25 protein-coding genes are annotated in these 25325 nt (G+C 70.9%); 10 read left to right on the forward strand and 15 right to left on the reverse strand.

Annotation, left to right across the window (positions count from 1 at the left end):
* Positions 1-162: 162 nt before the first annotated feature.
* The 3 genes from AB0N03_RS41840 to AB0N03_RS41850 form a co-directional block, all read right to left on the reverse strand.
* Positions 163-531 carry a hypothetical protein gene (locus AB0N03_RS41840; RefSeq protein WP_364384700.1) on the reverse strand — a complete coding sequence of 123 codons (369 nt, stop codon included), beginning with the start codon at positions 529-531 and terminating at the stop codon, positions 163-165.
* Between the two features lie 178 nt (positions 532-709).
* Positions 710-1090: a DoxX family protein gene (locus AB0N03_RS41845; protein ID WP_364384703.1), complete on the reverse strand. Its 381-nt coding sequence runs from the start codon at positions 1088-1090 to the stop codon at positions 710-712.
* 58 nt (positions 1091-1148) lie between these two features.
* Complete coding sequence (locus tag AB0N03_RS41850; RefSeq protein WP_364384705.1) at positions 1149-1922, reverse strand: GntR family transcriptional regulator; 774 nt, start codon at positions 1920-1922, stop codon at positions 1149-1151.
* Between the two features lie 371 nt (positions 1923-2293).
* On the opposite strand from AB0N03_RS41850, the gene AB0N03_RS41855 reads away from it, so the two are divergent.
* On the forward strand, positions 2294-3094 hold the full coding sequence (locus tag AB0N03_RS41855) for a serine protease (RefSeq protein WP_364384708.1): 801 nt from the start codon (positions 2294-2296) through the stop codon (positions 3092-3094).
* A gap of 63 nt (positions 3095-3157) precedes the next feature.
* Here the strand turns inward: AB0N03_RS41855 and AB0N03_RS41860 are convergent, their stop codons facing one another.
* Both AB0N03_RS41860 and AB0N03_RS41865 read right to left on the reverse strand, forming a co-directional pair.
* Positions 3158-4258, reverse strand: coding sequence for a nitronate monooxygenase family protein (locus AB0N03_RS41860; RefSeq protein WP_364384710.1), 1101 nt, complete (start codon positions 4256-4258; stop codon positions 3158-3160).
* 22 nt (positions 4259-4280) lie between these two features.
* Positions 4281-5897 (reverse strand): acyl-CoA synthetase, encoded by a 1617-nt coding sequence (locus tag AB0N03_RS41865; protein ID WP_364384713.1) that lies wholly within the window; start codon positions 5895-5897, stop codon positions 4281-4283.
* 61 nt (positions 5898-5958) lie between these two features.
* On the opposite strand from AB0N03_RS41865, the gene AB0N03_RS41870 reads away from it, so the two are divergent.
* From AB0N03_RS41870 to AB0N03_RS41890, 5 genes are all read left to right on the forward strand, one after another.
* On the forward strand, positions 5959-6747 hold the full coding sequence (locus tag AB0N03_RS41870) for a crotonase/enoyl-CoA hydratase family protein (RefSeq protein ID WP_364384715.1): 789 nt from the start codon (positions 5959-5961) through the stop codon (positions 6745-6747).
* An 85-nt stretch (positions 6748-6832) separates the two neighbouring features.
* On the forward strand, positions 6833-7816 hold the full coding sequence (locus AB0N03_RS41875) for an OB-fold domain-containing protein (protein ID WP_364384718.1): 984 nt from the start codon (positions 6833-6835) through the stop codon (positions 7814-7816).
* A 7-nt stretch (positions 7817-7823) separates the two neighbouring features.
* A complete protein-coding gene (locus AB0N03_RS41880; RefSeq protein WP_364384721.1) occupies positions 7824-8837 on the forward strand; it encodes a thiolase domain-containing protein in 1014 nt (337 codons plus the stop codon).
* On the forward strand, positions 8834-9997 hold the full coding sequence (locus tag AB0N03_RS41885) for a thiolase domain-containing protein (RefSeq protein ID WP_364384724.1): 1164 nt from the start codon (positions 8834-8836) through the stop codon (positions 9995-9997). The genes AB0N03_RS41880 and AB0N03_RS41885 overlap by 4 nt, the downstream gene beginning before the upstream one ends.
* 15 nt (positions 9998-10012) lie before the next feature.
* The gene (locus AB0N03_RS41890; protein ID WP_364384726.1) at positions 10013-10624 is read left to right on the forward strand and encodes a TetR/AcrR family transcriptional regulator; all 612 of its coding nucleotides are present in this window, start codon (positions 10013-10015) and stop codon (positions 10622-10624) included.
* Here AB0N03_RS41890 and AB0N03_RS41895 read toward each other — a convergent pair.
* Both AB0N03_RS41895 and AB0N03_RS41900 read right to left on the reverse strand, forming a co-directional pair.
* Positions 10599-11618: a YhjD/YihY/BrkB family envelope integrity protein gene (locus tag AB0N03_RS41895; protein WP_364384729.1), complete on the reverse strand. Its 1020-nt coding sequence runs from the start codon at positions 11616-11618 to the stop codon at positions 10599-10601. The genes AB0N03_RS41890 and AB0N03_RS41895 overlap by 26 nt on opposite strands.
* A 67-nt stretch (positions 11619-11685) precedes the next feature.
* Entirely contained in the window at positions 11686-12477 is a 792-nt protein-coding gene (locus AB0N03_RS41900) for a transglutaminase family protein (protein ID WP_364384731.1), read from the reverse strand.
* A gap of 22 nt (positions 12478-12499) precedes the next feature.
* Between AB0N03_RS41900 and AB0N03_RS41905 the strand changes: the two genes are divergently transcribed.
* Positions 12500-13081, forward strand: coding sequence for a dienelactone hydrolase family protein (locus AB0N03_RS41905; protein ID WP_364384734.1), 582 nt, complete (start codon positions 12500-12502; stop codon positions 13079-13081).
* On the opposite strand, the gene AB0N03_RS41910 is transcribed toward AB0N03_RS41905, so the two are convergent.
* Entirely contained in the window at positions 13053-14279 is a 1227-nt protein-coding gene (locus AB0N03_RS41910; RefSeq protein WP_364384737.1) for a cytochrome P450, read from the reverse strand. The two genes, AB0N03_RS41905 and AB0N03_RS41910, sit on opposite strands and share 29 nt — an antisense overlap.
* Before the next feature lie 252 nt (positions 14280-14531).
* Here AB0N03_RS41910 and AB0N03_RS41915 point away from each other — a divergent pair, with 252 nt between their 5' ends.
* Complete coding sequence (locus AB0N03_RS41915; RefSeq protein WP_364384740.1) at positions 14532-15689, forward strand: steroid 3-ketoacyl-CoA thiolase; 1158 nt, start codon at positions 14532-14534, stop codon at positions 15687-15689.
* Here the strand turns inward: AB0N03_RS41915 and AB0N03_RS41920 are convergent.
* Positions 15686-15946, reverse strand: coding sequence for a Rid family hydrolase (locus AB0N03_RS41920; RefSeq protein ID WP_364384742.1), 261 nt, complete (start codon positions 15944-15946; stop codon positions 15686-15688). The two genes, AB0N03_RS41915 and AB0N03_RS41920, sit on opposite strands and share 4 nt — an antisense overlap.
* Before the next feature lie 27 nt (positions 15947-15973).
* Here AB0N03_RS41920 and AB0N03_RS41925 point away from each other — a divergent pair, with 27 nt between their 5' ends.
* Positions 15974-16771, forward strand: a complete 798-nt coding sequence (locus AB0N03_RS41925) for an alpha/beta hydrolase (RefSeq protein WP_364384745.1) — start codon at positions 15974-15976, stop codon at positions 16769-16771.
* 125 nt (positions 16772-16896) lie between these two features.
* On the opposite strand, the gene AB0N03_RS41930 is transcribed toward AB0N03_RS41925, so the two are convergent.
* From AB0N03_RS41930 to AB0N03_RS41945, 4 genes are read right to left on the reverse strand one after another with little or no spacing between them, the layout of a single operon-like run.
* Entirely contained in the window at positions 16897-18099 is a 1203-nt protein-coding gene (locus AB0N03_RS41930) for an amidohydrolase family protein (RefSeq protein WP_364384748.1), read from the reverse strand.
* Complete coding sequence (locus AB0N03_RS41935; RefSeq protein ID WP_364384751.1) at positions 18096-19511, reverse strand: sodium:solute symporter family protein; 1416 nt, start codon at positions 19509-19511, stop codon at positions 18096-18098. Before AB0N03_RS41935 ends, AB0N03_RS41930 begins: the two co-directional genes overlap by 4 nt.
* Positions 19508-19705, reverse strand: a complete 198-nt coding sequence (locus tag AB0N03_RS41940) for a hypothetical protein (protein WP_364384754.1) — start codon at positions 19703-19705, stop codon at positions 19508-19510. The genes AB0N03_RS41935 and AB0N03_RS41940 overlap by 4 nt, the downstream gene beginning before the upstream one ends.
* A gap of 4 nt (positions 19706-19709) precedes the next feature.
* Positions 19710-20942 (reverse strand): M20 family metallopeptidase, encoded by a 1233-nt coding sequence (locus tag AB0N03_RS41945; protein WP_364384757.1) that lies wholly within the window; start codon positions 20940-20942, stop codon positions 19710-19712.
* A 68-nt stretch (positions 20943-21010) separates the two neighbouring features.
* Here AB0N03_RS41945 and AB0N03_RS41950 point away from each other — a divergent pair, with 68 nt between their 5' ends.
* Positions 21011-22075 carry an Lrp/AsnC ligand binding domain-containing protein gene (locus AB0N03_RS41950; protein WP_364384760.1) on the forward strand — a complete coding sequence of 355 codons (1065 nt, stop codon included), beginning with the start codon at positions 21011-21013 and terminating at the stop codon, positions 22073-22075.
* A 650-nt stretch (positions 22076-22725) separates the two neighbouring features.
* Here AB0N03_RS41950 and AB0N03_RS41955 read toward each other — a convergent pair.
* Both AB0N03_RS41955 and AB0N03_RS41960 read right to left on the reverse strand, forming a co-directional pair.
* On the reverse strand, positions 22726-23676 hold the full coding sequence (locus tag AB0N03_RS41955; RefSeq protein WP_364384763.1) for an SCO0930 family lipoprotein: 951 nt from the start codon (positions 23674-23676) through the stop codon (positions 22726-22728).
* A gap of 43 nt (positions 23677-23719) precedes the next feature.
* Complete coding sequence (locus AB0N03_RS41960) at positions 23720-25231, reverse strand: DUF1996 domain-containing protein (RefSeq protein ID WP_364384766.1); 1512 nt, start codon at positions 25229-25231, stop codon at positions 23720-23722.
* Positions 25232-25325: the final 94 nt, after the last annotated feature.

Raw genomic sequence — 25325 nt, forward strand, 5'->3', positions numbered from 1 at the left:
GGTAGGAGGGCCACCAACTTCATTCTCCGCGGCGCCTAACTCGCCCGGGTGGTGCTTTCGCCCCCGGACTGGGTGGCCCGCGCCCCCGACCGTCCGGACGTGGTCTGGGAGGGCGACCCCGGGCATCCCGGGGCGGCCCTCCCAGCGTCCTCGATACCGCCGTCAGCCCTGGCGGAGCACCACCGTCCGGCTCCCGAGCGGCGCCGCCAGCGCCAGCGGGATGCGGATCTCCCTGATGTAGTCCGGGCACATCTGGCCCTTCTGCGGCGCCGTCACGGTCACCAGCACCACCACCGACTGCGCCGTCTGGTCGCCGACGCGGGCCGAAATGCGGCGGCAACCGCCCTCCTCGGCCTGCAAGGTCAAGGTTCGGCCGTCCGTGGCGCGGAACAGGCTGCGCGGGTATCCCTCGGGCACGCCACTCGCGTCGACCTGCGTCTCGGCGATCACGTCGTCGCCCGGGGCGATGCCCTGCGTCGGGCGCCCGACCGTCTGCGAAGGCGGGGGCGCGACCGAGGGCGAACCGGACACGGGTGATGAAGGTGATGAAGAGGGCGCAGTACTGCTTGCGACCGGAGCCCCCGCGCCGCTCGTACCGGCCCCGCAGGCCGTCGTCGCGAGCAGCAGCAGGCCCGTTCCCAGCAGTTTCACCGTCGTGCGCATACCTGCCAGACGGAGCAGGAGCCCGTCCGGTTGCATCCCCGACCCGTCAAAACCGGCCGACGGCGACGAACACGCAGACCGCGAGGATCAGGCCGTTGATCCCGACGTTCCGCCATTCCGCCGGCTTGTGCCGCACGACCGCCAGGCGGCCGTGCATCGCCATCGCGCCCACCATCACCACCGCCAGGCCCGCCGCCGCCCAGCCGGTCAGCACCGGCGCGACGCCCAGCAGTACCGGCAGGATCAGCCCCACCACGGCGAACAGCTCGCAGATCGCGGTGAACCGCACCACCGGCAGCGGGCACGCCGCCGCCCCCGTCTGGCCGGTTTCCAGCATCCGCTGCCGCGACATCGTCGACTTCAGCGCGCCCGACAGGGCGAAGATCGCGGCCAGCAGCACCTGACCCACCCACAAAGCGATGTTCATGACGTCCTCCCGTTCGGTTGTGCGGGAGGAACGAGGGCGTCCCGGAGAACGTGACGCCTCAGGAGCGGCCGAGGCGGGTCATGAAGCTGAGCCGGTCGCCGCGGTACAGCGAGCGCACCCGCTCGAACGGCGCGCCGTCCGGGCCCCACGAGATGCGGTGCACGAGCAGCATCGGCAGGGCCGGGTTGGTGCCGATGAGCAGGGCTTCGCGCGGGGTCGCCAGCACCGTCTCGACGCGCTCCTCGGCGCCGTCGAACACCACGCCGAGCTGATCGCGCAGGCACGCGTACAGCGACTGCCCGGGGTCGAACACCTCCAGCAGTGCCGGGAACCGCTCGGCGAGGAGATATGTCGACTCCAGGCCGACGCGCTCCTCGTCGGCCAGCAGCACCCGCTCGATGTGGATCACCTCGGCGGCCGAGGTGACCTGCAGGTCGGCGGCCAGCGCGCTGCCGGCCAGGCGCCGCTCCAGCGTGATCACGGTGCGGCCCGGCCGGATGCCTTGGCGCCGCAGCCCGTCGGTGTAGCTCACCAGGGCCAGCGGCTGCACCAGCTTCGGGCCGGCGACGAACGTGCCGCTCCCCTGCCGCCGGCTGAGCCTGCCTTCGAGCACCAGCTCGCCGACGGCCTGCCGCACGGTCGCCCGCGACACCTCGAAACGCTCGCACAGTTCCCGTTCCGTGGGCAGCACCGACCCTTCGCCGAGTTCCGCGATCACCGCCAGCAGTTCGACCTTGACCGCGTAGTAACGCGGGACGCGGCCGTGCTCGGGAATCCCGTCGAGCACGGGACCGTCGGCGGACAGGCGGTAATGGCGCGAAGGGGCAGGCACGGAATCGACCCTATTCGCTTCCCGGTGCGCCGTGGTTCGCTGTGGTGCGCACCACGGAGGATCACCCGGATGCGCCCGCCGCCGTTTTCGCGGGAGCGGGCCGCGATTCCTCCGCAATCCTGCGGAACCGATGTTTTTACGGCCGGGAAAGGCTCGGTGAATTCCGGGGCGGTACGCGCCCCCGTCGGGCCCCGCGACGCTGGTACTGGGCGCATCGGCCTACGGCCTTCGTCGGTCCGCCGGTGAGAAATCACCCAACCGCCCGAAACATCCGAAGAAAGTCGGTTGTCCGGGTATGTGAGCACCTGGTGTAGTCATGGGGCCGCTCTCGAGCTCGGCTTCCACAGTGGACACTGGAAGGACTGATCCCCTTGGCTCCCAAGCGCTGGTTCACCCTGCTCAGAAACGTCACCACCGCCGTGGCCGCGGTCGCCGCGGCCGCGTCGTTCGCCACCCCGGCGATCGCGGCCCAGCCGCCGGCCACCGACGTCGTCGGCGGGACCCGGGCCGCCCAGGGCGAGTTCCCGTTCATGGTCCGGCTGTCGATGGGCTGCGGCGGCGCGCTCTACACGAACCAGATCGTCCTGACCGCCGCCCACTGCGTCAGCCGGACGGGGTCGAACACCTCGATCACGGCGACCGTCGGCGTCGTCGACCTCAACAGCACGAGCGCCAAGAAGATCAAGTCGACCTACGTCTACCAGTCCCCCACCTACGGCACCTCGACCGGCGGCGACTGGGCGCTGATCAAGCTCGCGAGCCCGGTCACCGGCCTCTCGACGCTGCCGATCGCGACGACGTCGACCTACAACACCGGCACGTTCACCGTGGCCGGCTGGGGAGCGGCCCGCGAAGGCGGCGCCCAGCAGCGGTACCTGCTCAAGGCGACCGTCCCGTTCGTGGCCGACAGCACCTGCCAGGCCCAGGGCGGCAGCTACCCCGACCTCATCCCGAGCGCCGAGATCTGCGCCGGCAACCTGACCGCCGGCGGGGTCGACACCTGCCAGGGCGACTCGGGCGGCCCGATGTTCCGCCGGGACAACGCCAACGCGTGGATCCAGGTCGGCATCGTCTCCTGGGGTGACGGCTGCGCCCGGCCGCACGCCCCCGGCGTCTACACCGAGGTGAGCACGTTCGCGTCGAAGATCGCCGCGGCCGCCTCCGGTCTGTAGTCACAAGTCCGTGAAGGCCACCTTCAGGAACTTTGAGTTCCTGGAGGTGGCCTTCACGGCTTTTCAGCGGGTCTTGTCCAAACGGGACAGTGCTTCTTCGTAGCCGGCCACCAGGTCCGCGACGACGTCGGCGACCGGGCGGACCGCGTTCATCCGGCCGACGATCTGCCCGACCGGCATCGACACCACGCTCGGGTCGTTCGCCGCGTGGATCCGGTTGTGGGCGTGGGAAACCAGCAGGTTCTGCAGCGGCATCGGCAACGGCTCGGGCGCGTCCGCCGCGGCCCACGCCTCGGTCCAGCGGGTCTTCAGCAGCCGCGCGGGCTTGCCCGTGTAGATCCGCGTCCGGACCGTGTCGGACGACTTCGCCGCGACCAGCGCCTGCTGCATCGCCACGGATTCGCCCATGGTCTGCAAGTACTCCTCGGTGGCGAGCCACATCGAGCCCATCCAGACGCCGGACGCGCCGAGCGCGAGCGCCGCGGCCATCTGCCGCCCGGAACCGATCCCGCCCGCGGCCAGCACCGGGACGTCGACGGCGTCGACGATCTCCGGCACCAGCACCATGGATGCGATCTCGCCGGTGTGCCCGCCGGCTTCGTAACCCTGCGCGACCACGAAGTCGACGCCGTTCTCGACGTGTCGGACCGCGTGCTCGGCCTTGCCGGCGAGCGCCGCCACCGGGACGCCCCGGTCGTGGCACTGGCCGATGACGTCCGCCGGCGGCGAGCCGAGGGCGTTGGCGATCAGCTTGATCGGGTGGTTGAGCGCGACCTCGACGTGGGACCGCGCGACCGAGTGCAGCCAGCCGAGCACGCCCGCGCGTTCGTCGGTGTCGTCCGGCAGCGGCGGCACCGAAAGCTCCCGCAGCACCCGGTCGACGAACGCGCGGTGGCCCTCCGGGATGTGCTTCGCCAGATCCACCTGGGTGCCCTCGGCGGGGATCTTCGCCGGCATCACGATGTCGACGCCGTAGGGCTTGCCGCCGGTGTTCTCGTCCATCCAGGTGAGCACCCGGTCGAGCTCGGCGGCGTCGTTGAACCGGACGCAGCCGAGCACGCCGAGCCCGCCGGCGCGGCTGAGCGCCGCGGCGACGTGTTCCGAGGGCGTGAACCCGATGATCGGCAGGTCGATGCCGAGCCGGTCGCACAGGGATGTCCGCACTCCGAAAACCTCCTCAGTCCTCTCAGACGGGCTGGGCCGTGGCCGGTTCGTGGCCGGCGGCGTAGCGCTCGGCCCACGGGTAGTCCGGCTTGCCGCTGGGCGAGCGGCCGATCTCGTCGGCCAGCCAGACGGTCCGCGGCACCTTGTAGCCGGCGATCTCGCCCCGGACGTGCCGCTCGATCCCCGCGAGGTCGGCTTCGGCGCCCTCGCGGAGCTGGACGACGGCGGCGACGCGCTGGCCGGTCCGCTCGTCCGGGATCCCGATGACGAGCGCGTCGAAGACGTCCGGGTGCGACTTGAGCGCGCCCTCGACCTCTTCCGGGTAGACCTTCTCGCCGCCGGTGTTGACGCACTGGGAGCCGCGGCCGAGCAGGGTGACCGTGCCGTCCTCCTCGTAGCGGGCGTAGTCGCCCGGCACGACGTACCGGACGCCGTCGATGTCGACGAAGATCGTCTTGCTCTTCTCGGGATCGCCGTAGTAGCCGAGCGGGACGTGCCCGCGGCGGCCGATCAGCCCGACCGCGCCGGGCTTCTGCTCGACGAGGTGGCCGTCGTCGTCGAGCAGGATGGCGTCCTTGCCGAAGTTCACCCGCGGGCCGGCGCTGTGGTCGGAGCCCTTGGCCACCATGCCGATCCCGGTGAAGCCGCTCTCCGACGAGCCGATCGCGTCGGTGATCACGGCGTGCGGCACGAGCTCGACGAACTCCTGCTTCACCGACTGCGAGAACAGCGCGGCGTGGCTCGACACGGCGACGATCGACGAAGCGTCGTAATCGCCTTCGCGGAACGCCTCGATCAGCGGCCGCGCCATCGCGTCGCCGACGATCGTGAGGACCTGGACCTTGTGCTCCTGGACGGCCTTCCAGATCTCGTGGGCGTCGAAGCGCGGCACGAACACCACCGGGCTGCCGGTGAACAGCGCGCCGAACGCGGCCCACTGCGCGGCGCCGTGGATCAGCGGCGCGGCGGGCAGCCGGGTCAGGCTCCCGGCCTTGCCCTGCTCGGCGAGCGTCCACTCGTCCGGGACGTACTCGCCGGTCACGAAGTTGATCCCGCCGCCGAGGGCACGCCAGATGTCCTCGTGGCGCCAGAGCACGCCCTTCGGGTAGCCCGTGGTGCCGCCGGTGTAGAGGATGTAGAGGTCGTCGTTGCTGCGCTCTTCGAAGTCGCGCTCGGGGCTCTGTTCCGCGAGTGCCGCTTCGTAGTCGACGCCGCCGTAGCTCGAGTAGTCGCCGTCGCTGCCGTCGTCGATCACGACAACGTGTTTCAGTTTCGGCGTCTCGGGCAGGACGGCGGCCACCTTGTCCGAGTAGCTTCTCTCGTGCACGAGGGCGACGAGGTCGGCGTCGCCGAAGAGGTAGGCCAGCTCGCCGTGCACGTAGCGGTAGTTGACGTTGACGGCGATCGCGCGCAGCTTGTACGCGGCGATCATCGCCTCGAGGGCCTCGATCGAGTTGCGGGAATAGACCCCGATGTGGGACCCGCGTCCCACGCCGTGCGCGGCGAGGTGGTGCGCGAGCCGGTTGGCCCGCGCCTCCAGTTCGGCGAAGGTGACTCGCCGTTCACCGCACACGACCGCGACGCGCTCCGGCACGGCGTCGACGGCGTGCTCCAGAAGATCCGCGATGTTGAGTGCCACGTCCTCAAAGTAGAACATGTTATCGTTCCGGGCAATGGCACTGCTCCTTCAGGAGGTTTCCGTGGGTGAACCGCACGCGCTGGTTTCGCAGGACGGGGCGACGCTCATCGTCACGATGAACCGGCCCGAGGCGCGCAACGCGATCACCGGCGAGATGATGTCGATCATGGTCGACGCCTGGGACCGCGTCGATTCCGACGACTCGATCCGCAGCTGCGTCCTGACCGGCGCGGGCGGCGCGTTCTGCGCGGGCGCGGACCTGAAGTCGATGTCCCGGAACTCGCCGAGCAAGGCCTTCGACGCGGGCAAGTTCGACCCGGCGCACATCCCGGGCCTGCTGAAGGGCCGCCGCCTGAAGAAGCCGCTGATCGCGGCGGTCGAGGGGCCGGCGATCGCGGGCGGGACGGAGATCCTCCAGGGGACGGACATCCGGGTCGCGGGCGCCGGGGCCCGCTTCGGGGTCTCCGAAGCCCGGTGGGGGCTGTTCCCGATGGGCGGATCGGCGGTACGGCTGCCGCGCCAGATCCCGTACACGGTGGCGGCGGACATCCTGCTCACCGGCCGCCACCTCAGCGCGGACGAAGCGCTGGCCATCGGCTTGATCGGGCACGTGGTGCCGGACGGAACCGCGCTCACGAAGGCCCTGGAGCTGGCTTCGCTGGTGAACGCGAACGGCCCGGTCGCGGTCCGGGCGATCCTCCGGACGATCCGGGACACCGAAGGGCTCCACGAGGAAGAGGCCTTCAAGCTGGACTCGCAGTACGGGATCGAGGTCTTCGCGTCGGAGGACGCGAAGGAAGGGCCGAAGGCCTTCTCGGAGAAGCGGAAGCCGGAGTTCCGCGGCCGCTGACCCAGCCCTTGTAGAACACGTTGCAGACCAACAAGGAGCGCGCGATGCCGGGATCTTGCCGCCAGAACGAGAACGTGTTTCACTCATGGACGTGACCGAGACACCACTGGCGGCACCGCTCAACGTCGGCTTCGACTACACGCGCTCCACCGGGCCCGTCCTCGGCCGGTTCGTGAACGCGCTGCGGGAGCGCCGCATCGAAGGCATCCGGGGCAGCGACGGCCGCGTGCACGTCCCGCCGGTCGAGTACGACCCCGTCACCGCCGATCAGCTCAGCGAGTTCGTCCCGGTGGCCGAAGAGGGCACCGTCGTCTCCTGGTCCTGGTGCGCCGAGCCGCTCGACGGGCAGCCGCTGTCCCGGCCCTTCGCCTGGGCGCTCGTCAAGCTCGACGGCGCCGACACCGCGATGCTCCACGCCGTCGACGCGGGCGAACCGGGAAAGATCCACAGTGGACAAAGGGTCCGGGTCAAGTGGGCCGAGGACACCGTCGGGCACATCCGCGACATCGCCTACTTCCTGCCGGTCGACGCCGAGGACACCACGCCGACCGAGCCCGCTCCCCCGGTCGCCGACCGCGCGGAAGGCGCCCCGGTCAGCGTGATCATCACGCCCGTGCACCTCAAGTACCAGCACTCCGCGTCCCCCGAGGAGAGCCGCTACCTGCGCGGGCTCGCCGAGGGAAAGCTGATCGGCCAGCGCTGCCCCGCGTGCGAGAAGGTCTACATCCCGCCGCGCGGCGCCTGCCCGACCGACGGCGTCCCCACGACCGACGAGGTCGAGCTGCCCGACACCGGCATCGTCACGACGTTCTGCATCGTCAACGTCCCGTTCCTCGGCCAGCGGCTCAAGCCGCCGTACGTCGCCGCGTACATCCTGCTCGACGGCGCCGACATCGCCTTCCTCCACCTCGTCCTCGGCTGCGACGCCGAAGACGTCAAGATGGGCATGCGCGTGCGCGCCGCGTGGAAACCGCGCGACCAGTGGTGGACGTCGCTGGAGAACATCGACCACTTCGAGCCGACCGGCGAGCCGGACGCGGCCTACGAAACCTTTGCCCACCACCTGTGAGGTCCTGATGCCAGACGTCGCGATCGCGGGCTTCGCGAAGGCCCCCAACGTCCGGGAAACCGCGGGCACCACCAACGGCGTGGAGATGCTCGTCCCGATCTTCGCCGAGGTCTTCGCCAAGACCGGTCTGTCCAAACAGGACATCGGCTTCTGGTGCTCCGGCTCGTCGGACTACCTGGCCGGGCGCGCCTTCTCGTTCATCGCCGCCGTCGACGCGATCGGCGCATTCCCGCCGATCCACGAGTCGCACGTCGAGATGGACGCCGCCTGGGCGCTCTACGAGGCCTGGCTGAAGATCAAGATGGGCGAGGTCGAGACGGCGCTCGTCTACGGCTTCGGCAAGTCCAGCGCCGGGCAGCTGCGCCGGGTGCTCGCCCTGCAGCTCGACCCGTACGTCGTCACTCCCCTGTGGCCGGACTCGGTCTCGATCGCCGGGATCCAGGCGCGGCTGGGCCTGGAGGCCGGGCTCTGGTCCGAAAAGGACCTCGCCGAGGTCGCCGCCCGGGGCACGGACCAGGACGTCAGCGAACTACTCGACACGCCCTACCTCGCGGATCCGTTGCGCAAGCACGACATCGCACCGATCACCGACGGCGCCGCCGTGATAGTCCTGTCCACTGTGGAACGCGCGAAGGACATCGTGGAGCACCCTGCGGTGATCCAGGGCATCGAGCACCGCGTCGACTCCCCCGTCCTCGGCGCCCGCGACCTCACCCGCAGCCCGTCCACCGAGATCGCGGCGCAGGCGCTGGACCTCGACGGCGCCGACCTCGCCGAGCTGCACGCGCCGTTCACGCACCAGGAGCTGATCCTGCGGACGGCCCTGAAGCTCGACGACACCACGAAGATCAACCCCTCGGGGGGCGCACTCGCCGCGAATCCGATGTTCTCCGCCGGCCTAGCCCGCATCGGCGAGGCGGCGACCCGGATCCACAGCGGCGAATCCCGCAAGGCCGTGGCCCACGCGACGAGCGGCCCGGCCCTGCAACAGAACCTGGTGACCGTGCTGGAGGCCCGATGACCAAGCAGCTCACCGCCGTGCTCGGCACCGGCCAGACGCACCACCGCGCCAAGCGGCAGGACGTCTCGATGCCTGGCCTGCTGCGCGAAGCGATCGACCGCGCGATGGCCGACGCCCAGGTCGGGTGGGCGGACATCGACGCCGTCGTGCTCGGCAAGGCGCCGGACCTGTTCGAGGGCGTGATGATGCCCGAGCTCTTCCTCGCCGACTCGCTGGGCGCGACCGGGAAACCGTTGCTGCGCGTGCACACCGCCGGTTCGGTCGGCGGCTCGACGGCGCTGGTCGCGGCCTCGCTGATCCAGTCCGGCGTGCACCGCCGGGTCCTGACCGTGGCCTACGAGAAGCAGTCCGAGTCGAACGCGATGTGGGGCCTGTCGATCCTGCCGCCGTTCCAGATGCCGGTCGGCGCCGGCGCGGGCGGCTACTTCGCCCCGCACGTCCGGTCCTACATCCGCCGCTCGGGCGCGCCCGAGCACATCGGCGCGATCGTCGCGGCGAAGGACCGCCGCAACGGCGCCCTGAACCCCTACGCGCACCTGCGGCAGGCCGACATCACCGTCGAGTCGGTGCAGGCGTCGCAGATGCTGTGGGACCCGATCCGCTACGACGAGACGTGCCCGTCGTCCGACGGCGCGTGCGCGATGGTGCTCGGCGACGAGGCCGCCGGGGACGCCGTCGAGGGCGGTGCCGCCTGGATCCACGCGACGGCGATGCGCACCGAGCCGACGACGTTCGCCGGCCGCGACCAGGTCAACCCCCAAGCCGGCCGGGACGCCGCCGCCGCGCTGTGGGCCGAGGCGGGCATCGAGGATCCGATGTCCGAAGTGGACGTCGCCGAGATCTACGTGCCGTTCTCCTGGTTCGAGCCGATGTGGCTGGAGAACCTCGGGTTCGCGCCCGAAGGCGAAGGCTGGAAGGTCACCGAGGCCGGTGAGACGGCGATCGGCGGGCGGCTGCCGGTGAACCCGTCCGGCGGGGTGCTCTCGTCCAACCCGATCGGCGCGTCCGGCATGCTTCGCTTCTCCGAAGCGGCGAAGCAGGTGATGGGCCGGGCCGGGGACTACCAGGTCGACGGCGCGCGCATCGCCGTCGGGCACGCCTACGGCGGCGGGTCGCAGTACTTCTCGATGTGGGTCGTCGGCGCCGCCAAGCCGCGTTGATACGCTCGACCCACCATGCCGAGACTCGCCGACCACGAGCAACGCCGCCGCCAGATCGCCGAAGCCGTCTGGCGGATCGCGAGCGCGCGCGGGCTCGAAGACGTGTCCCTGCGGAAGGTCGCGGCCGAGGCCGGCGTCTCGCTGCGGCTGGTCCAGTACTACTTCGGCACGCGCGACGACCTGCTGCTCGGCGCGCTCGAAATCCTCAACGCGGACGCCGGGGAGACCATCCGCGCGGGCATCGGCCCGGCGGAGGACGCGACCCCGCGCGAGGTGCTGCGGGCCATGCTCGTCGGGATGCTGCCGGTCGACGACGAGCGCCGCACGCGCTACCTCGTGCACCTCGCCTACTTCGTCCGGTCCCTTTCGGACCCCGGGCTGGCGTCGGCGTTCAGCGCGGCGCCGCCCGAGCTGGAACGGCTGACCGCGGACCTGCTGGCGTGGGGCCGCGACCGCGGCGAGGTGGCCCCGGACCTCGAACTGCTGCCGGAGGCCGAGCTGCTCCTGTCGAGCGTCGACGGCCTGCAGACCAGCATCATCCTGGGCCAGCGCGCACCCGAGGCGGCCATCGTGCTCATCGACCACCAGCTCGACCGGCTCTTCAGTCTCGCGAACGTCGCCACTTGAGCGCGAGCAGCGTCCCGACCACCCCGGTCACGACGCCGACGGTGGCCGGCACCGCGACCGGCGGGTCCACCACGATCACCGGCTCGAACACGACCGGCGCCGGCGGCTGGATCGGCTTCGGCGGCGCGTCGGAGCCCGTCGCCGTCCACGCCGTGACGTACACGAGCAGTCGCGCCACCAGCGAGATGAAGAAGATCAGGCCGATGACCGAGCCGAACGCGATGCCGGTCGGCGAGTCGCCGATCAACCGGAGGTAGATGCCGCCGGCCAGCTTGAGCGCCTCGAAGCCGATGGCCAGGGCGATCGCGCCCCGCATCGCGCTGCGCACGCCCACCTTCTGCCGCGGCAGCCGCGTGAGCACCCACAGGAACACCAGCCAGTCGGCGGCGAGCGCCAACGGGACGGACGACGCCGACACGAGCTGGTGCCCCCAGCTGGTGTCGTCCAGCCCGGCCAGCCGCAGCAGGTAGCTGCCGAGCGCGGTGCCGGAGATCGTGATCGTGAACGACACCAGCAGCGCCACGGTCAGGCCGAGCAGCGCGAGCAGGTCGACGGCGATCAGCCGCGGCAGCGACTGGTCCGACCGGTTCTGCCCCCATAGCGCGGTGAGCGAGTCCCGCAGCGCGTTCATCCAGTTCCAGCCCGAGTAGAGGCCGATGGCCAGGCCGAACAGCCCGACGCTGGTCCGCTGCTCGACGAAGCCGGTGAGCAGGTCGGTGGCTTTGTCGCCGAGCCCGCCGGGCAGCGTGGACACGATCGCGTGGACCATCGTGTCGAGCAGGTGCGGCTGGCTGGCCAGCACGAACCCGGCGACCGACGAGGCGAGCATCAGCAGCGGCACCAGCGACAGCAGGCTGAAGTAGGTGATCGAAGCGACGTAGTGGTAGCCGCCGCACTCGATGTAGCGGTTGGTCGCGCGGGCGATGTGGTCCAGCCAGCGGTACCGGGCGCGGGCCCGGGCCCAGAGGCTCGGGGCCTTCGGGGAACTCTTCACGGACACTGTCTACCCAGCGGACGGCCTCTTCGCGCATACAACACGCGGTCGGACCATCCGATCGGCGTCAGTCCAGGACGACGAGCTCGGTCCGGTCGTCCTGGGGAAGCGCGGTGTCCGTCGTCGCGAACACCGTGCTGCCCAGGAAGTCGAGCTCGCAGCCGAGGGTGGCGAGGAACGCCGTGTCCGCGGCGTCGCGGCCGGTCGAGATCCGGAGCATGGTCTGCCGCGGCGCCAGGTGGGTGGCGTCGAAGACGTACCAGTGCCCGTCGACGGCGGCCTCGAAGACGGCGTGGAAGTCCATCGGCGACAGCCCGGGCGCGTAGACGCCGACGTAGCGCGCGGGGATGTCGAGGGACCGGCACAGCGCGATGCAGACGTGCGCGAAGTCGCGGCAGACGCCTTCGCCGGCCAGGAGCGTGTCGATCGCGTCGTCGGTCCCCCGGCTGGAACCGACCACATAGGACAGTCGCTCGTGGACGTGCCGGACGATGGTGTCGACTTTCTTCTTTTCGCTCTTCAGGGAGTAGAGCTCCGGCGGGACCAGCCCGGCGATCCGGTCGGACGGGCAGTACCGGCTGGGCCGGGTGAACACCGCGGCCTCGGCAAGCGTGAGCGGCTCGGGTTCGGAGTCGATCAGCGCGCGTTCGGCGTGGTAGGTGACGCGGTGCTCGCCGGTGGGCAGCTCGAAGACCTCGGCGCGCGTGCCGTGCTCGAACTCGGCGAGCTCGCTCTCGCCGTGCCAGGAAACGGTGAGCTCTTCGGTGTCCGCGTGCGCCGCGGCGACCGAGATCGCCGCGCGACCGGGTTCGGTGACGCGGACGGAGAACTCGACGTCGACGGTCGCACGCGGGCCCATCGCCTCATGATGTCATGGTCCGGTGACCGACATCGCGCTCTTCCACTCCGTCCTGGGGCTGCGGCCCGTCGAACTCGGCTTCGCCGGGCGGTTGCGGGAGGCCGGGCACCGCGTGGTGACACCGGACCTCTACGGCGGCCGGACGGCGCCGACCCTCGACGAGGGTTTCGCGCTGAAGGACGCCGTCGGCTGGGAGACCATCACCCGGCGAGCCCGTGACGCCGTGCACGACCTCCCCGCGGAGACCGTGCTCGTGGGTGTGTCGATGGGGGCGGGCGTGGTCGAGACCGTGCTGCCGCACCGGCCCGGCACCGCCGGCGTCCTGCTGCTGCACGCCTTGGGGGCACTGCCCGCCGGGAGCCGCGCCGGCCTGCCGGTCCAGGTGCACGTCGCCGACCCCGACCCGATCGCGCCCCCGGCGCAGGTCGCGGCGTGGCTCACCGCCGCGACCCGGTCGGGCGCCGATGCCGAGGTGTTCCGCTACCCCGGCATCGGCCACTTCTACACCGACGCGGACGGCCCCGACCACGACGAGCGAGCCGCCGAGCTCACCTGGGACCGCGTCTCGGAGTTCCTCAGGCGTAGCGCACCGGGTAGTGCTTGATCCCGTTGAGCCAGCTCGACCGCAGCCGGACCGGCGCCGCGGCCTCGGTGATGCCCGGCATCACGTCGGCGATGGCGTTGAAGATCAGGTCGATCTCCAGCCGGGCCAAGTTCGCGCCGATGCAGTAGTGCGAACCGGTTCCGCCGAAACCGACGTGTGGATTGTCTTCGCGGAGGATGTCGAACTTCTCCGGGTCGGCGAAGACCTCGTGGTCGAAGTTGGCGGAGCTGTAGAACATGCCGACGCGGTCGCCCTTGCGGATGTGCGCGCCGCCCAGCTCGGTGTCGCGGGTGGCGGTCCGCTGGAACGCGACCACCGGGGTGGCCCAGCGGACGATCTCGTCCGGCGCGGTCTTCGGCCGCTGCTCCTTGAAGAGCTCCCACTGGTCCGGGTGGTCGAGGAACGCCTTCATGCCGTGGGTGATGGCGTTGCGCGTGGTCTCGTTGCCGGCGACGGCGAGCAGGATGACGAAGAAGCCGAACTCGTCGGAGCCGAGCGCTTCGCCGTCGACGTCGGCCTGGATCAGCTTCGTGACGATGTCGTCCATCGGGCACTTGCGGCGGTCCTCGGCCATGTTCCAGGCGTAGCCGATGAGCTGTGCGGACGCCTCCAGGGGCTCGACCTCGTACTCGGGATCGTCGTAGGCGACCATCTGGTTCGACCAGTCGAAGATCTTGAGCCGGTCCTCCTGCGGGATGCCGATCAGCTCGGCGATGGCCTGCAGGGGAAGCTCGCACGCGACGTCGGTGACGAAGTCGCCGGTCCCCTTCTTGCGTGCTTCGTGGACGATCCGCTCCGCGCGGTCGCGCAGAGTGTCCTCGAGCTTCGCGATGGAACGCGGGGTGAAGCCCTTCGAGACGATCTTCCGCAGCTTCGTGTGCTGCGGGGCGTCCATGTTGAGCAGGACCAGGCGGTTCGCGTTGAGGCGGTCCTCGGTCATGCTCTCGTCGAAACGGATGATCGCCGTCTTCTCGCTGGACGAGTAGAGCGTGCTGTCGCGCGAGACCTCCTTCACGTCTTCGTGGCGCGAGACGACCCAGTAGCCGTCGTCGCCGAAGCCTGCGGTGTTGGTCTTCTGGGGGTTCCACCACACGGGCGCCGTCCGCCTGAGTTCGGCGAATTCGGCCAGGGGCAGCCGTTCGGCGTAGAGGTCCGGGTCCGTGAAGTCGAAACCGGCGGGGATGAGCGGAGCGGCCACGTTGCCTCCCACGGTTCGCCTTTGAAACACGTTCTAACTGCGATTAGAGCATACGGTGTTAACTAACGGAAGACCGTTCAGTGAAACCCGTTAACTTGACCGATGAGGCCAGGTGAGCGACCGCTCACTCGACAAAGATCAAGATCGCGTCGAACCTGGGGTCGCTTGCACAGAACGATAACTTGTTCTAGTTTTGAGTCAGTGTGAGCCAGTGTGAAGCATCGGACAGCGTTGCCCGACGAAAGGGACGACATGGGTGTGCCGGTCATCGTCGAAGCCGTGCGGACCCCGATCGGCAAGCGGGGCGGGCTGCTGGCCGGCCTGCACGCGGCCGAGCTGCTGGGCGCCGCGCAGCTGGCCCTCCTCGACCGCGCGGGGATCGATCCGGACCTCGTCGAGCAGCTGATCGGCGGCTGCGTCACGCAGGCCGGCGAGCAGTCCGGCAACGTGACGCGCACGGCGTGGCTGCACGTGGGCCTCCCGGAGACGGCGGGCGCGACGACGATCGACGCCCAGTGCGGCTCGGCGCAGCAGGCGACCCACCTGGTCGCGGGCCTGATCGCGGCGGACGCCATCGAGGTGGGCGTCGCGTGCGGGGTCGAGGCGATGAGCCGGGTGCCGCTGGGCGCGAACCGGGGCTCCGGCTCGCCGCGGCCGGCGTCGTGGTCGATCGACCTGCCCGACCAGTACGGCGCGGCGGAGCGCATCGCGGTCCGCCGCGGCCTGACGCGCGCCGACGTCGACGCGTTCGGCGCCGCGTCCCAGCAGAAGGCGGCGGCCGCGTGGGCGGCCGGGCACTTCGACCGCGAAGTGGTGCCGGTGAAGGCCCCGGTCCTGTCCGACGACGGTTCCGTGACCGGGGAGACGCGTCTGGTCGGCCGCGACCAGGGCCTCCGCGAGACGACAGCCGAAGGCTTGGCGCGGTTGAAGCCGGTGGTCGAGGACGGCGTCCACACGGCGGGCACGTCGTCCCAGATCTCCGACGGCGCGGCGGCGCTGCTCCTGATGGACTCCGCGCGGGCGGCTTCGCTGGGCTTGCGGCCGCGGGCCAGGATCGTGGCGCAGGCGCTGGTCGGCGCCGAGCCGTACTACCACCTGGACGGCCCGATCCGCGCGACCGAGCGGGTGCTCGCTCGCGCCGGGATGACGATCGCCGACCCGGACCTGTTCGAGGTGAACGAGGCTTTCGCGTCGGTGGCCTTGTCGTGGCAGCGGGTTTTGGAGCCCGATGAGTCGCGTGTGAACGTCAACGGTGGCGCGATCGCGTTGGGCCATCCGGTGGGGAGCACCGGGGCCCGGCTGCTGACGACGGCGTTGCACGAGCTGGAGCGCCGGGACGCGTCGACGGCGCTGGTGACGATGTGCGCCGGAGGTGCTCTCTCCACGGGGACGATCATCGAGCGCCTCTAGCCCGGGAGGTGCGCGTCCGCGAAAGCCTTGCGCAGCACCGGCCAGCACGGCTCGAAGTCTTCGCGCTCGGGCAGCAGGTAGCGCACGCGGACCACGTCCGCGAACGTGCAGCCCGCCTCCGCCAGCGCCGCTTCGATGGTGCGCAGGCACTGCACCGCCTGCTCGACGACGTCGTCGGAGATGGTCATGGTCGCGTAGTCGAAGCCGGTCGTGCCCGAGACGTACACGCGGTCGCCGTCGACCACCGCGCCGTCCACTTCATTGTCTGTGCTTGACTTCAGGGCATGATCTCGGAGAGCCGTTGCCCGGTGGAGGACGGCGAGCTCCTCGTCCGCCGCGGCGGCGAGGGCCCGGCGCTGCTGCTCATCCCGGGCGGCACCGGGGCGGGTGACTCCTACCGCGCGCTGGCGAAGCAGCTGTACGCGGACTACACCGTCATCACGTACGACCGGCGCGGCCACTTCGGCAGCACGGACACCACCACGGGCCCGGTCCCGGTGTCCCGCCAGGCCGACGACGCGCTGGCGGTGCTGCGCCACGCGACCGACGGCCCGGCGCTGGTGTTCGGCACGAGCGCGGGCGCGCTGATCGGCCTCGACCTCGTGGCCCGGTTTCCCGGCCGGGTGACGACGCTGGTCGCGCACGAACCCCCGGCGGTGCACCTGATGCCGGACGCGGGCGGCTGGCTCGAAGCGGCCGCGGAACAGGTCCGGCTGGCCCGTTCGGGTGAGCTGTTGACGGCGGTGACGCGCTTCGCCGACGCGATCGCGGGCGCGGCCCTGCCCGACCTGCCGAACCTGCGCCTCCCGCACGAGGCCGACTGGATCCGGCTGTTCGACCGCGAGCTGACGGAGTTCTTCGACTACCTGCCGGACCTGCGCGCGCTGCGCAAGGCGAGCACGGAGATCATCCCGGTGGCGGGCGAAGGCAGCCGGGGGCGGTATCACTACCAGCCCGCGAAGATCCTGGCGCTCGAGCTGGGCTTGGCTTTCGCCGAGATGCCGGGGGCGCATCTTGCGCCGCAGCGGAACCCGGCGAAGTTCGCGGCGGCGTTGAAGGATCTGCTGAGCCCGGAGCTCTGAGCCCGGCCAGGCCCCGGCCCTTCCCTCGCAATCCCGGGCGCCGAAGTTGCCCACAACTGGCGAGGCCTGTGCACAACCGGCCGTACCCGTCGGACGACACGCGTACCCAGGCGGACGACACGGCGTCAGACGACCCGGACCCCGTCCTTCCAGACCTCCCGGATGTTCGAAGCCAAAGCCGGGAAGTCGTACGGATCCCCCGCCACCACCACGAGATCCGCCCGCAGCCCCGGCTCGATCCGACCCAGCTCCCCGTCGAGCCCCATCAGCCGCGCGGCAGACGACGTCGTCGCCTCCAGGACGTCCGCCTGGGTCATCCCGCACGCCGCCATCAGGGCCAGCTCCTCCAGGTTCGTGCCGTGCGGCCCGACCCCGCTGTCCGTCCCCATCGCGATCCGGACCCCCGCCGCGTACGCGCGCCGGACCGAGTCGCGGTGGGCCTCCACCACCTCGCGGGCCTTCGCCACCACCGCCGCCGGCAGGTCCACCCCGGCGTCGGCCGCGCGGACCACGTTGACCGGGGCGATCAGCGTCGGGACCAGCCACGTTCCGTGGCCCAGCATCAGCTCGATCGCCTCGTCGTCGAGGTAGATGCCGTGCTCGATCGAGCGCACGCCCGCCCGCACCGCGTTCTTGATGCCCGCCGCGCCCTGGGCGTGCGCCATCACCGGGCGCCCCTGCGCCGAGGCCTCGGCGACCAGGACCTCCAGCTCCTCCGGCGTGTACTGCGAGTGCCGCGGGTCGTCGCGCGGGGACAGCACACCGCCGGTCGTGCACACCTTCAGCACGTCCGCGCCCGCGCGCAGCAGCGTCCGGGCGACGCGGCGCATCTCGTCCGGGCCGTCGGCCGTCGCGTCCGGGCGGCCCGGGTGCGGCACCAGCAGCGGGACACAGATGCTCGACGGGTTCCAGCTGTCGCCGTGCCCCCCGGTCTGGCTGATCAGCCCGATCGAGATCTGCAGCCGCGGCCCCGGGATCAGCCCGTCGTCCACCGCCTGCTTGATGCCGAGGTCCGCGCCCGACGCGTCGCGCACCGTCGTGATGCCCAGGCCGAGCGTCGCCCAGAGGTTCCGCGCGGCTTCGTAGAACTGGTAGGAGAACGGCTTCTGCACCCGCGACAGCAGCCCGATCTCCGACACCGTGACGTGCACGTGGCAGTCGAAGAGGCCGGGCAGCAGCACCGCGCCGGAGCAGTCGACGCCCTCGTCGCCGTCCAGGTCCGTGCCGACGTCGACGATCCGGCCGTGCTCGACGACGACGTCCGCCTCCGCCGGCTCGGCGCCGGTGCCGTCGAAGACCGAGCCACCGGTGAATACCGTGCGCGTCACGCCGCCTCCACGGGAGAAGTCTGTCGCCGGACCACCAGCGCCGCCAGAGCCAGCACGACGACGTTGACGCCGAGCCCGATCAGCCCCACGTTGACGGTTCCGGCGAAATGAGTGTCCACAAAGGTCAGCCAGATGACGACGAGCTCGCCGGCGACCAGCCCGGCGAGCACCGGGCCCTTGCCGACGGGCATCCGCTTCAGGAAGCCCAGCAGGTTGGCCGGGGCCAGCTGGACCGACCCCGAGTAGGTGAGCAACAGCAGGTTGGCCAGCAGATCCGGCCGGAAGATGCCGAGCACGAGGGCAAGGGTACTCGCGAGCACAACCGTACCGTGGTTGATCCAGAACTGCTTGCGGCCGCTGCGGACACGGACTATGTTGCGCGCCACCAGCGACGAGATGCCGATCAGGATCCCGGCCGCCGGGACCATCGCGGTGGCCGTCGCGGCGACCACGACGACGCCCGTCACCCAGCCGGGCAATGCGTCCTTCGACAGCGACAGCAATACGCCGTTCGGGTCACTCCCCTTGGGGACCACGAGGATGGCCGCGAACCCGATGACCATCGGCAGCAGCAGGCACATCTCGTACACCGGCATCCAGGCGTAGTTGCGCCGCAGCACCTTCGGGTCGCGCGCGGACATCAGCGCCGGCCACGAGTGCGGCAGCGTCATCAGCCCGACGCCGATCGCGCTGACCAGCATGCTCGTCACGAACCAGACGTGGTCGTTCGCTCCACTGTGGACGATCAGCTTCTCCGGGTGCAGCTGCTCGATCTTGTGGAACACCGCGGGGATCCCGCCCGCGAAGTGCGTCGGCACGGCGATGATCAGCACCACCAGCGCGACCAGCATGATCCCGTCCTTGAAGTAGGACGTCGCCGCGACGCCGCGCAGCCCGGCCCACAGCACGAACGCGACGATCAGCACGCTGCCGGTCACCATGCTGAGCGTGCCGGACGCGTTGTCGCCGGTGACCAGCCGGACGATCAGGCCGAGCCCGGTGATCTGCAGCTGCAGGTACGGCAGCACGAACACGACGCCGAGCACCGCCGACAGCGTCCCGAGCGCCCGGCTGGAGTAACGGTCCTCGAGGAAGTCGCCCTGGGTGAGGTAGCCGCGGTCCTTGCCCATCGTCCAGAGGCGTTTCGCGAGGAAGAACAGCACGACGTAGGCGATCGGCACGTACGGCAGCGCGTACATCGCCGCGACGCCGCCGGAGAAGGCGAGGCCGGCCATGCCGAGGAAGGTGAAGGTGGTGAACACCTCGCCCGCCTGCAGGAACCACATGGTGAGCGCGCCGAAGCGGCGGCCGCCGACGGTCCATTCGGCGAGGTCGGCGACCGGCTTGCGCCGGCCCACGAAGCCGAGGACCCCGATCAGGACGATGCCGACGAGGGTGAAGGTGAGGATCACGGCTCCTCCTCCCGTCCGCGCATCAGGCGTTCGGACAGCAGCAGCGCCGGGGTGAACATGAGGCACCAGAACGCGCCCCAGACGATCATCCGCGGCAGCCCGAGCCACAGCCCGGTCGTGTTGACGAACGGCAGGAACGGCATCAGGACCAGCGCGAGCACGGGCAGCAGCGGCGGCCAGTGGTAGGGGCGCACGGCGTCACCCGGCCAGGAGCCCGAGGCGGCGGACGGCGAGCTCGGCCAGCAGCGCGGCACCGTCGCCGAGCACGCTGTCGTCGAAGCGGGCCCGCGGCGAATGGTTGTCCGCCGCGGTTTCCGGGTCCGTCGGGCACGCGCCGAGGAACAGGTACGCGCCGGGCACGCGCTCGAGCACGCGGGAGAAGTCCTCCGAGCCGGTGATCGGATCGGCCATCTCGGTGAACCGCTCTTCGCCGAACACGTCACGGATCGTGTCGGCGACGAAGTCGTACGCGGTGGCGTCGTTGACCGTCGCCGGGTACTCCGGCTCGTAGGTGACGTCGATGTCGAGACCGTGCGCCTGGGCGATGCCCTCGCACACCCGCACCGCGCGCTCCCCCACCCGCGCCGCGACCTCCGGCGAGAACGACCGCAGCGTCGCCTCGAACACCGCGTCGTCCGGGATGATGTTGCGCCGGGTGCCGGCGTGGAACGAGCCGACGGTGACCACCACCGGGTCGAAGACGTCGAAGGTGCGCGTCACCATCGTCTGCAGGGCGGTCACCATCTCGCAGGCGGCCGGGATCGGGTCGCGGGCGTCGTGCGGCGACGAGCCGTGACCGCCCTCGCCGCGCACCCGGACCTCGAGCGCGCCCGAGGCCGCCATCAGCGTGCCGGGCCGCGCGGTGAACTGGCCCTTCGCGTAGCTGGCGGCCGAGACGTGCAGGCCGTAGGCGGCGTCGACGTGCTTGCCGGAGGCCGTCAGCACGCCTTCGTCGATCATGACGCCGGCGCCGTCCCAGCCTTCTTCGCCGGGCTGGAACATGAAGACGACGTCGCCGGGGAGTTCGTCTTTGCGGGCGGAGAGCAGGCGAGCGGCGCCGACCAGGCCCGCGGTGTGCAGGTCGTGGCCGCAGGCGTGCATGGCGCCGTCGAGGGTCGAGCTGAAGTCCTCGCCGCTGGCTTCGGTGACCGGGAGCGCGTCCATGTCGCCGCGGAGCAGGACGGTCGAAGTACGCCCTCCCGCTGAGACCGCATCAGACGCAGTTCCGCCGGGCTTACCACCGCGCAGGACTCCGGTGATCGACGAGAGGTTCTTGCCGAGGCTCACTTCGAGGGGCAGGCCGTCGAGGGCCGCGAGGACCCGCTCCTGGGTGCGCGGCAGGTGCAGGCCGATCTCGGGGATGCGGTGCAGGTCGCGGCGGAGGGCGACCAGGTCGTCGAGCAGGGCGGCGGCGTCCGAGCGCAGGGTCATCCGCAGATCATGCAAGTGTCGAGCACAATGGCCGCAGGAATTCCCCGAAACCACCGTTGTGAGGGTCGATGAGCGAAGAATCCGCCATGTTGACCGAGCAGGACCTCAAACTGGTCGACGCGCTGCAGGCGGCGCCGCGGGCGTCGTGGTCGACGCTCGGCCGCGCGCTCGGCCTGGGCGCGGTGACCGCCGCCCGGCACTGGGACACGCTGGTCGAGCGCGGGGACGCGTGGCTCACCGCGTACATCGGCGGGGAGCTGACCGCGCAACTGGCGCTGGCGTTCGTCGAGATCGACTGTTCGCCGGGGACGGCGCTGTCCGTGGCGTCCGCGCTGGCCGCGGACCCGCACGTGGTCACGGTCGAGTACGTCGCCGGGCCGTGCGACCTGCTCGCCCACGTCGTCGCGCCGACGGTGCGCGAGCTCGGCGCGCACGTGCTGGACCGGGTGTCGGCGGTGCCCGGGGTGACGCGGGTGCGCACGGTGCTGTCGCCGCGGATGTTCACCGAGGGCAGCCGGTGGCGGGTGCGGGCGATCTCGCCGGGGCAGCGCGAGGCCCTCTCGCCGAAGCCGGCGAAGAACCGCGCGCCCCTGCGGTTCGACGACGCGGACCGGGCGCTGATCCTGGCCCTCGGCGTGGACGCCCGTGCGTCGGCGGCGGCGCTGGCGATCGAGCTCGGCGTCGGCGCGACGACGGTGCGGCGCCGGCTGGACGTCCTGCTCGGCCGGGGCGCGATCCGCGTCCGGTGCGAGATCGCGCGGTCGGTGTCGCCGGCGCCGGTCACCGTGACGCTGTGGCTGCGGGTGCCGCCGGACAAGCTGGAGACGACCGCGCGGTCGCTGGCGATGCTGCCGGAGGTGCGCATGTGCGCGGCCCTGACCGGGGCGGCGAACCTGATGCTGGTGGTGTGGCTGCCTTCACAGCACGAGACGGTGGCGCTGGAAGCGGTCCTCGCGGCGAAGCTGCCGTGGCTGGAGATCACCGGCCGGGCGGTGACGCTGCGCAACGTCAAGCTGATGGGCCGGCTGCTCGACGCGGCCGGGCGCGGGATCGGCCGCGTGCCGCTGGACTTCTGGGCCACGGTCCCCGTGCCGGAGCACGGGGACCGCGGCGTGAGCCGGTCCGGGGGATGAGGGGGGTGAGGTGGAGGGAAGCATCCACCGGACCGGGGTTTTCGGGGGAAGTCCGGCCTGGAGACCGAGGGACGGGCGCCGGGCCGGCGAAGTCCGGGGCGGATCTCGCGTGATCGGCGTCGTGACTCGCGTGATCGGAAGCGGATCTCGCGTGAGTGAAGGCGGAACTCGTGTGCCTGGAGGGTCGGCTCGCGTACCTGGAGAGTCGGCTCGCGTACCTGGAGAGTCGGCTTGCGTGAACGGGGACGGGATTCGCGTGATCGGAGGCGGATCTCGCGTGATTGAGCGGGCATCTCGCGTGATTGAGCGGGCATCTCGCGTGATTGGGGGGTCGACTCGGTGGAGGAGTTCCGGCTCGGTGGACTCGGGGGGTGAGGTGGAGGGAAGAACGTCCACCGGCCGGAACTCGCGGGGCGGGGAGGCGCCCGCCTGTTTCCTCCTTCGCTGACCCGGCGACGCCGGATCGGTGTGGGGTGAGGAATCCCGGCCCGGGGGGACTAGGGGGGTGAGGTGGAGGGAAGCGTCCACCCGGGCCGGGGCTCGGGGCGCGGGACGGGGATCCCGCGGTACTTCGGGTGGTGCTACCGGCCCGGCGGACTGGGGGGTGAGGTGGAGGGAAGTGTCCGCCGGGCCGGGGTTCGTGGGGCGGGTCAGTACCCGCCGGAAGAGGCCGTCGCGATGGAGTTGTCCGGCCGGCGCGAAGGGTCGACCTTGCAGCCGCCGGGTTCCATGGCGTACCAGGTGTTCCCCGCGCCGTGGCCGGTCGCTTCGCCGGGCGCGCCGTCCTTGGCGTAGGTGTAGACGGGCCAGCCGCCGACGGTCACCTGCTTGCGCCCGTCGGCCCGGGTGAGCTGCCCGACCAGGCCGGTGTCGATGTCTTCGGCGACCGTGATCCGGCCGTCGACGAGCACGGGCGGCCACGTCCGGGCGCAGGAACCGTCGCAAGTGGACTTTCCGGAGTCCTTGCCGTCCTGGGTGAAGAGGTAGAGCGTGCGGCCGGCCTGGTCCGTCATGACCGGGCCGAGACCGCCGATGTCGGTGGTGCCGAGGGTCTTCGCCGCGGCGGGCTTGCTCGCCGCGGCCGCCTTCTCCCCGGCCGGCGTGATCGCCGCCCAGTCCGCGCTGACGTTCTGGCCGAGCGCGATGCCGGAGCCGGTGTCCTTGGCGTAGGTGTAGACGGGCCGGCCGCCGACGGTCACCTGCTTGCGGCCGTCGGGCCGGGTGACCAGGCCGACGAGCCGCGCGTCCACCCCGGCGGCCAGTGCCGGGGAGCCGGAGAGCAGCGGTGGCCACATTTCCGCGCAGGCGGCCACGCAGGCGACCTTCGGCGGTTTCGCGGAATCCTTGGCGTAGCGGTAGAGCGTGTGGCCTTCGGCGTCGGCGAGCACCGCGCCGAGACCCTCCACTGTGGACGTGACCAGCTGGGCCGGGCCGCCCCCGGAGCTCGCCTGAACCGTGCTCGCCGAGAGCTGCTGCTGTGCGCCGAGCGACACCGGCTGGACGGCACCGGACGTGGCGTACGGGTTGGTCCCGCAGGCCGCGACCAGCGCGAGACCGGCGATGGCGGACGAGACAGCGGCACTCGAGCGAGCACGGTTCATCGGACGTTCTCCCTCCTGGCGTGGAGTGACTGGACGGAAGGGGTTATTCCGCGCAGGCCTTGCCGGAGTTGATGCAGGTGACCAGGCGACCCATGATCTTCTTGCTCATCACGTTCGCGAAGTCGTCGTGGTCGGACCGCGGGTTGTGCTTCTCCTGGGCGAAGGCGTCCACTTTGTACTGGCCCTTCTGCTGGACGTCCTGCGGGACGTCGTAGACCAGCGTCACCTGCAGCTGGGGCACGTTCTTGAAGCCCTGGGGGCACTTGCCCTGCTGGTTTGCGAACACGATGTGCGTGCGGTGGTTCGCGCTGTCGGTGTTCTTGCCGTCCCAGCAGTTCGGGAAAGCGTGGATGCGCTCGACCTTGCTGCCGGCCGGGCAGATCGGGTAGAGGTCGGTCAGCCGGTCCTCGAACCCGGTGCAGGTCCAGCTGGGCCGGGCGTTGGCCGGGCCGTTGGTGCTCTGCTTGGCGTCGCCGTAGAGGACGCGGAGACCGACCGGCATCGCGACGACGTTGCGGGCGCCGCCGCCGATGAACTTCAGCGTCGCGGACTCCGGCTCGACGATCTCGCCGTCGTTGTCGCCGACCTCTTCGTTCGCGCCCTCGGGGCCGCCGAGCTCCTCGGCCGGCGGTGCGGCCGCCGAGCTGCTCTGGTTCTGGTTGCCGTTCTGGCCGCCGTTGTTCTGGCCGCCGTTGTTCTGGCCACCGTTCTGGCCGCCGCGACGGCGGTCCTGGGCCTGCTGCTGGTCCTGCTGGCCCTGATCGCCCTGCTGCTGGGCGCTCTGGTCACCACTGCGGGTCGCGCCGCCACCGGTGTTCCGGCGCTTCTGCTGCCCGTTCTGGTCCTGGGCGTTCGGGTCCTGTTGGTCCTGGGCGTTCGGGTCCTGCGCGTTCGGGTCCTGCGCGTTCGGGTCCTGCGCGTTCGGGTCCTGCTGGTCCTGCGCGTTCGGGTCCTGGGCGTCCTGGCCCTGGCCGGCGGCGTCGGCGTCCTGCGCGTCCTTGGCGCTCTGGTCCTGCTGGACGTCGCCGGTCTTGCCCTGCTGATTCTGCTGGGCCTGCTGGTTTTCGTTCTCGTTGGCCGCGTCGTCTTCGCGGTCGATGCGGATCACGGGCCAGAAGTACGCCGACTGGTCACCGTTTTTGCAGGTGGTGTCGCCGGCGAGGAGGCTCTTCAGGCTCGAGTCCGCGTCGGTGGTCACGTTGCCGACGTAGTCGTGCAGGTGCTGAGCGCCGTTCTTGATCCCCGGCTGCGCGATGAAGTTGTCCGGGTTGTGGTGCGCGCCGTCCGCGTTCGTTCCACAGTCGACGGTGAAGGATCCTTGCGCACCCTTCTTCTGCAAGGCCGCGTTGACGTTGTTGCCGGCGGGAACCTTGTTGATGTCGATGAAGAACGACGGGTCCGCGGGGTCCGCGCTGGCCTCACCGGTGCGGCCCGTGCTGACCGCGACGGCGAGTGCGCCGACGGCGATCGCCAGGCCGATCGCGCCCATGGCGATCTTGGTACGGCGGGCGACGCGATGCTTGCCCGTCACGGGGGACCGAGAATTCCGGGCCATAGACTAGTTCACCTCGTTCGTTTTTCCGGGCACGCCGAATAGCGCGGCGGCCCGGGCAAGAACTACCGTTGGTTGAGGTCGAGATCGCACGGAA

This window comes from Amycolatopsis sp. NPDC051061 (assembly GCF_040682935.1).
In the GTDB taxonomy this organism is placed as follows: Bacteria; Actinomycetota; Actinomycetes; order Mycobacteriales; family Pseudonocardiaceae; genus Amycolatopsis.

What these genes read in the sequence shown, in the direction of transcription:
- AB0N03_RS41945 (WP_364384757.1), bottom strand. Translation starts at nt 20,942, where the DNA reads ATGACCCTGCGCTCGGACGCCGCCGCCCTGCTCGACGACCTGGTCGCC.
- AB0N03_RS41900 (WP_364384731.1), bottom strand. Translation starts at nt 12,477, where the DNA reads ATGGGCCCGCGTGCGACCGTCGACGTCGAGTTCTCCGTCCGCGTCACC.
- AB0N03_RS41950 (WP_364384760.1), top strand. Translation starts at nt 21,011, where the DNA reads ATGAGCGAAGAATCCGCCATGTTGACCGAGCAGGACCTCAAACTGGTC.
- AB0N03_RS41955 (WP_364384763.1), bottom strand. Translation starts at nt 23,676, where the DNA reads ATGAACCGTGCTCGCTCGAGTGCCGCTGTCTCGTCCGCCATCGCCGGT.
- AB0N03_RS41915 (WP_364384740.1), top strand. Translation starts at nt 14,532, where the DNA reads ATGGGTGTGCCGGTCATCGTCGAAGCCGTGCGGACCCCGATCGGCAAG.
- AB0N03_RS41880 (WP_364384721.1), top strand. Translation starts at nt 7,824, where the DNA reads ATGCCAGACGTCGCGATCGCGGGCTTCGCGAAGGCCCCCAACGTCCGG.
- AB0N03_RS41960 (WP_364384766.1), bottom strand. Translation starts at nt 25,231, where the DNA reads ATGGCCCGGAATTCTCGGTCCCCCGTGACGGGCAAGCATCGCGTCGCC.
- AB0N03_RS41890 (WP_364384726.1), top strand. Translation starts at nt 10,013, where the DNA reads ATGCCGAGACTCGCCGACCACGAGCAACGCCGCCGCCAGATCGCCGAA.
- AB0N03_RS41875 (WP_364384718.1), top strand. Translation starts at nt 6,833, where the DNA reads ATGGACGTGACCGAGACACCACTGGCGGCACCGCTCAACGTCGGCTTC.
- AB0N03_RS41885 (WP_364384724.1), top strand. Translation starts at nt 8,834, where the DNA reads ATGACCAAGCAGCTCACCGCCGTGCTCGGCACCGGCCAGACGCACCAC.
- AB0N03_RS41925 (WP_364384745.1), top strand. Translation starts at nt 15,974, where the DNA reads ATGATCTCGGAGAGCCGTTGCCCGGTGGAGGACGGCGAGCTCCTCGTC.
- AB0N03_RS41845 (WP_364384703.1), bottom strand. Translation starts at nt 1,090, where the DNA reads ATGAACATCGCTTTGTGGGTGGGTCAGGTGCTGCTGGCCGCGATCTTC.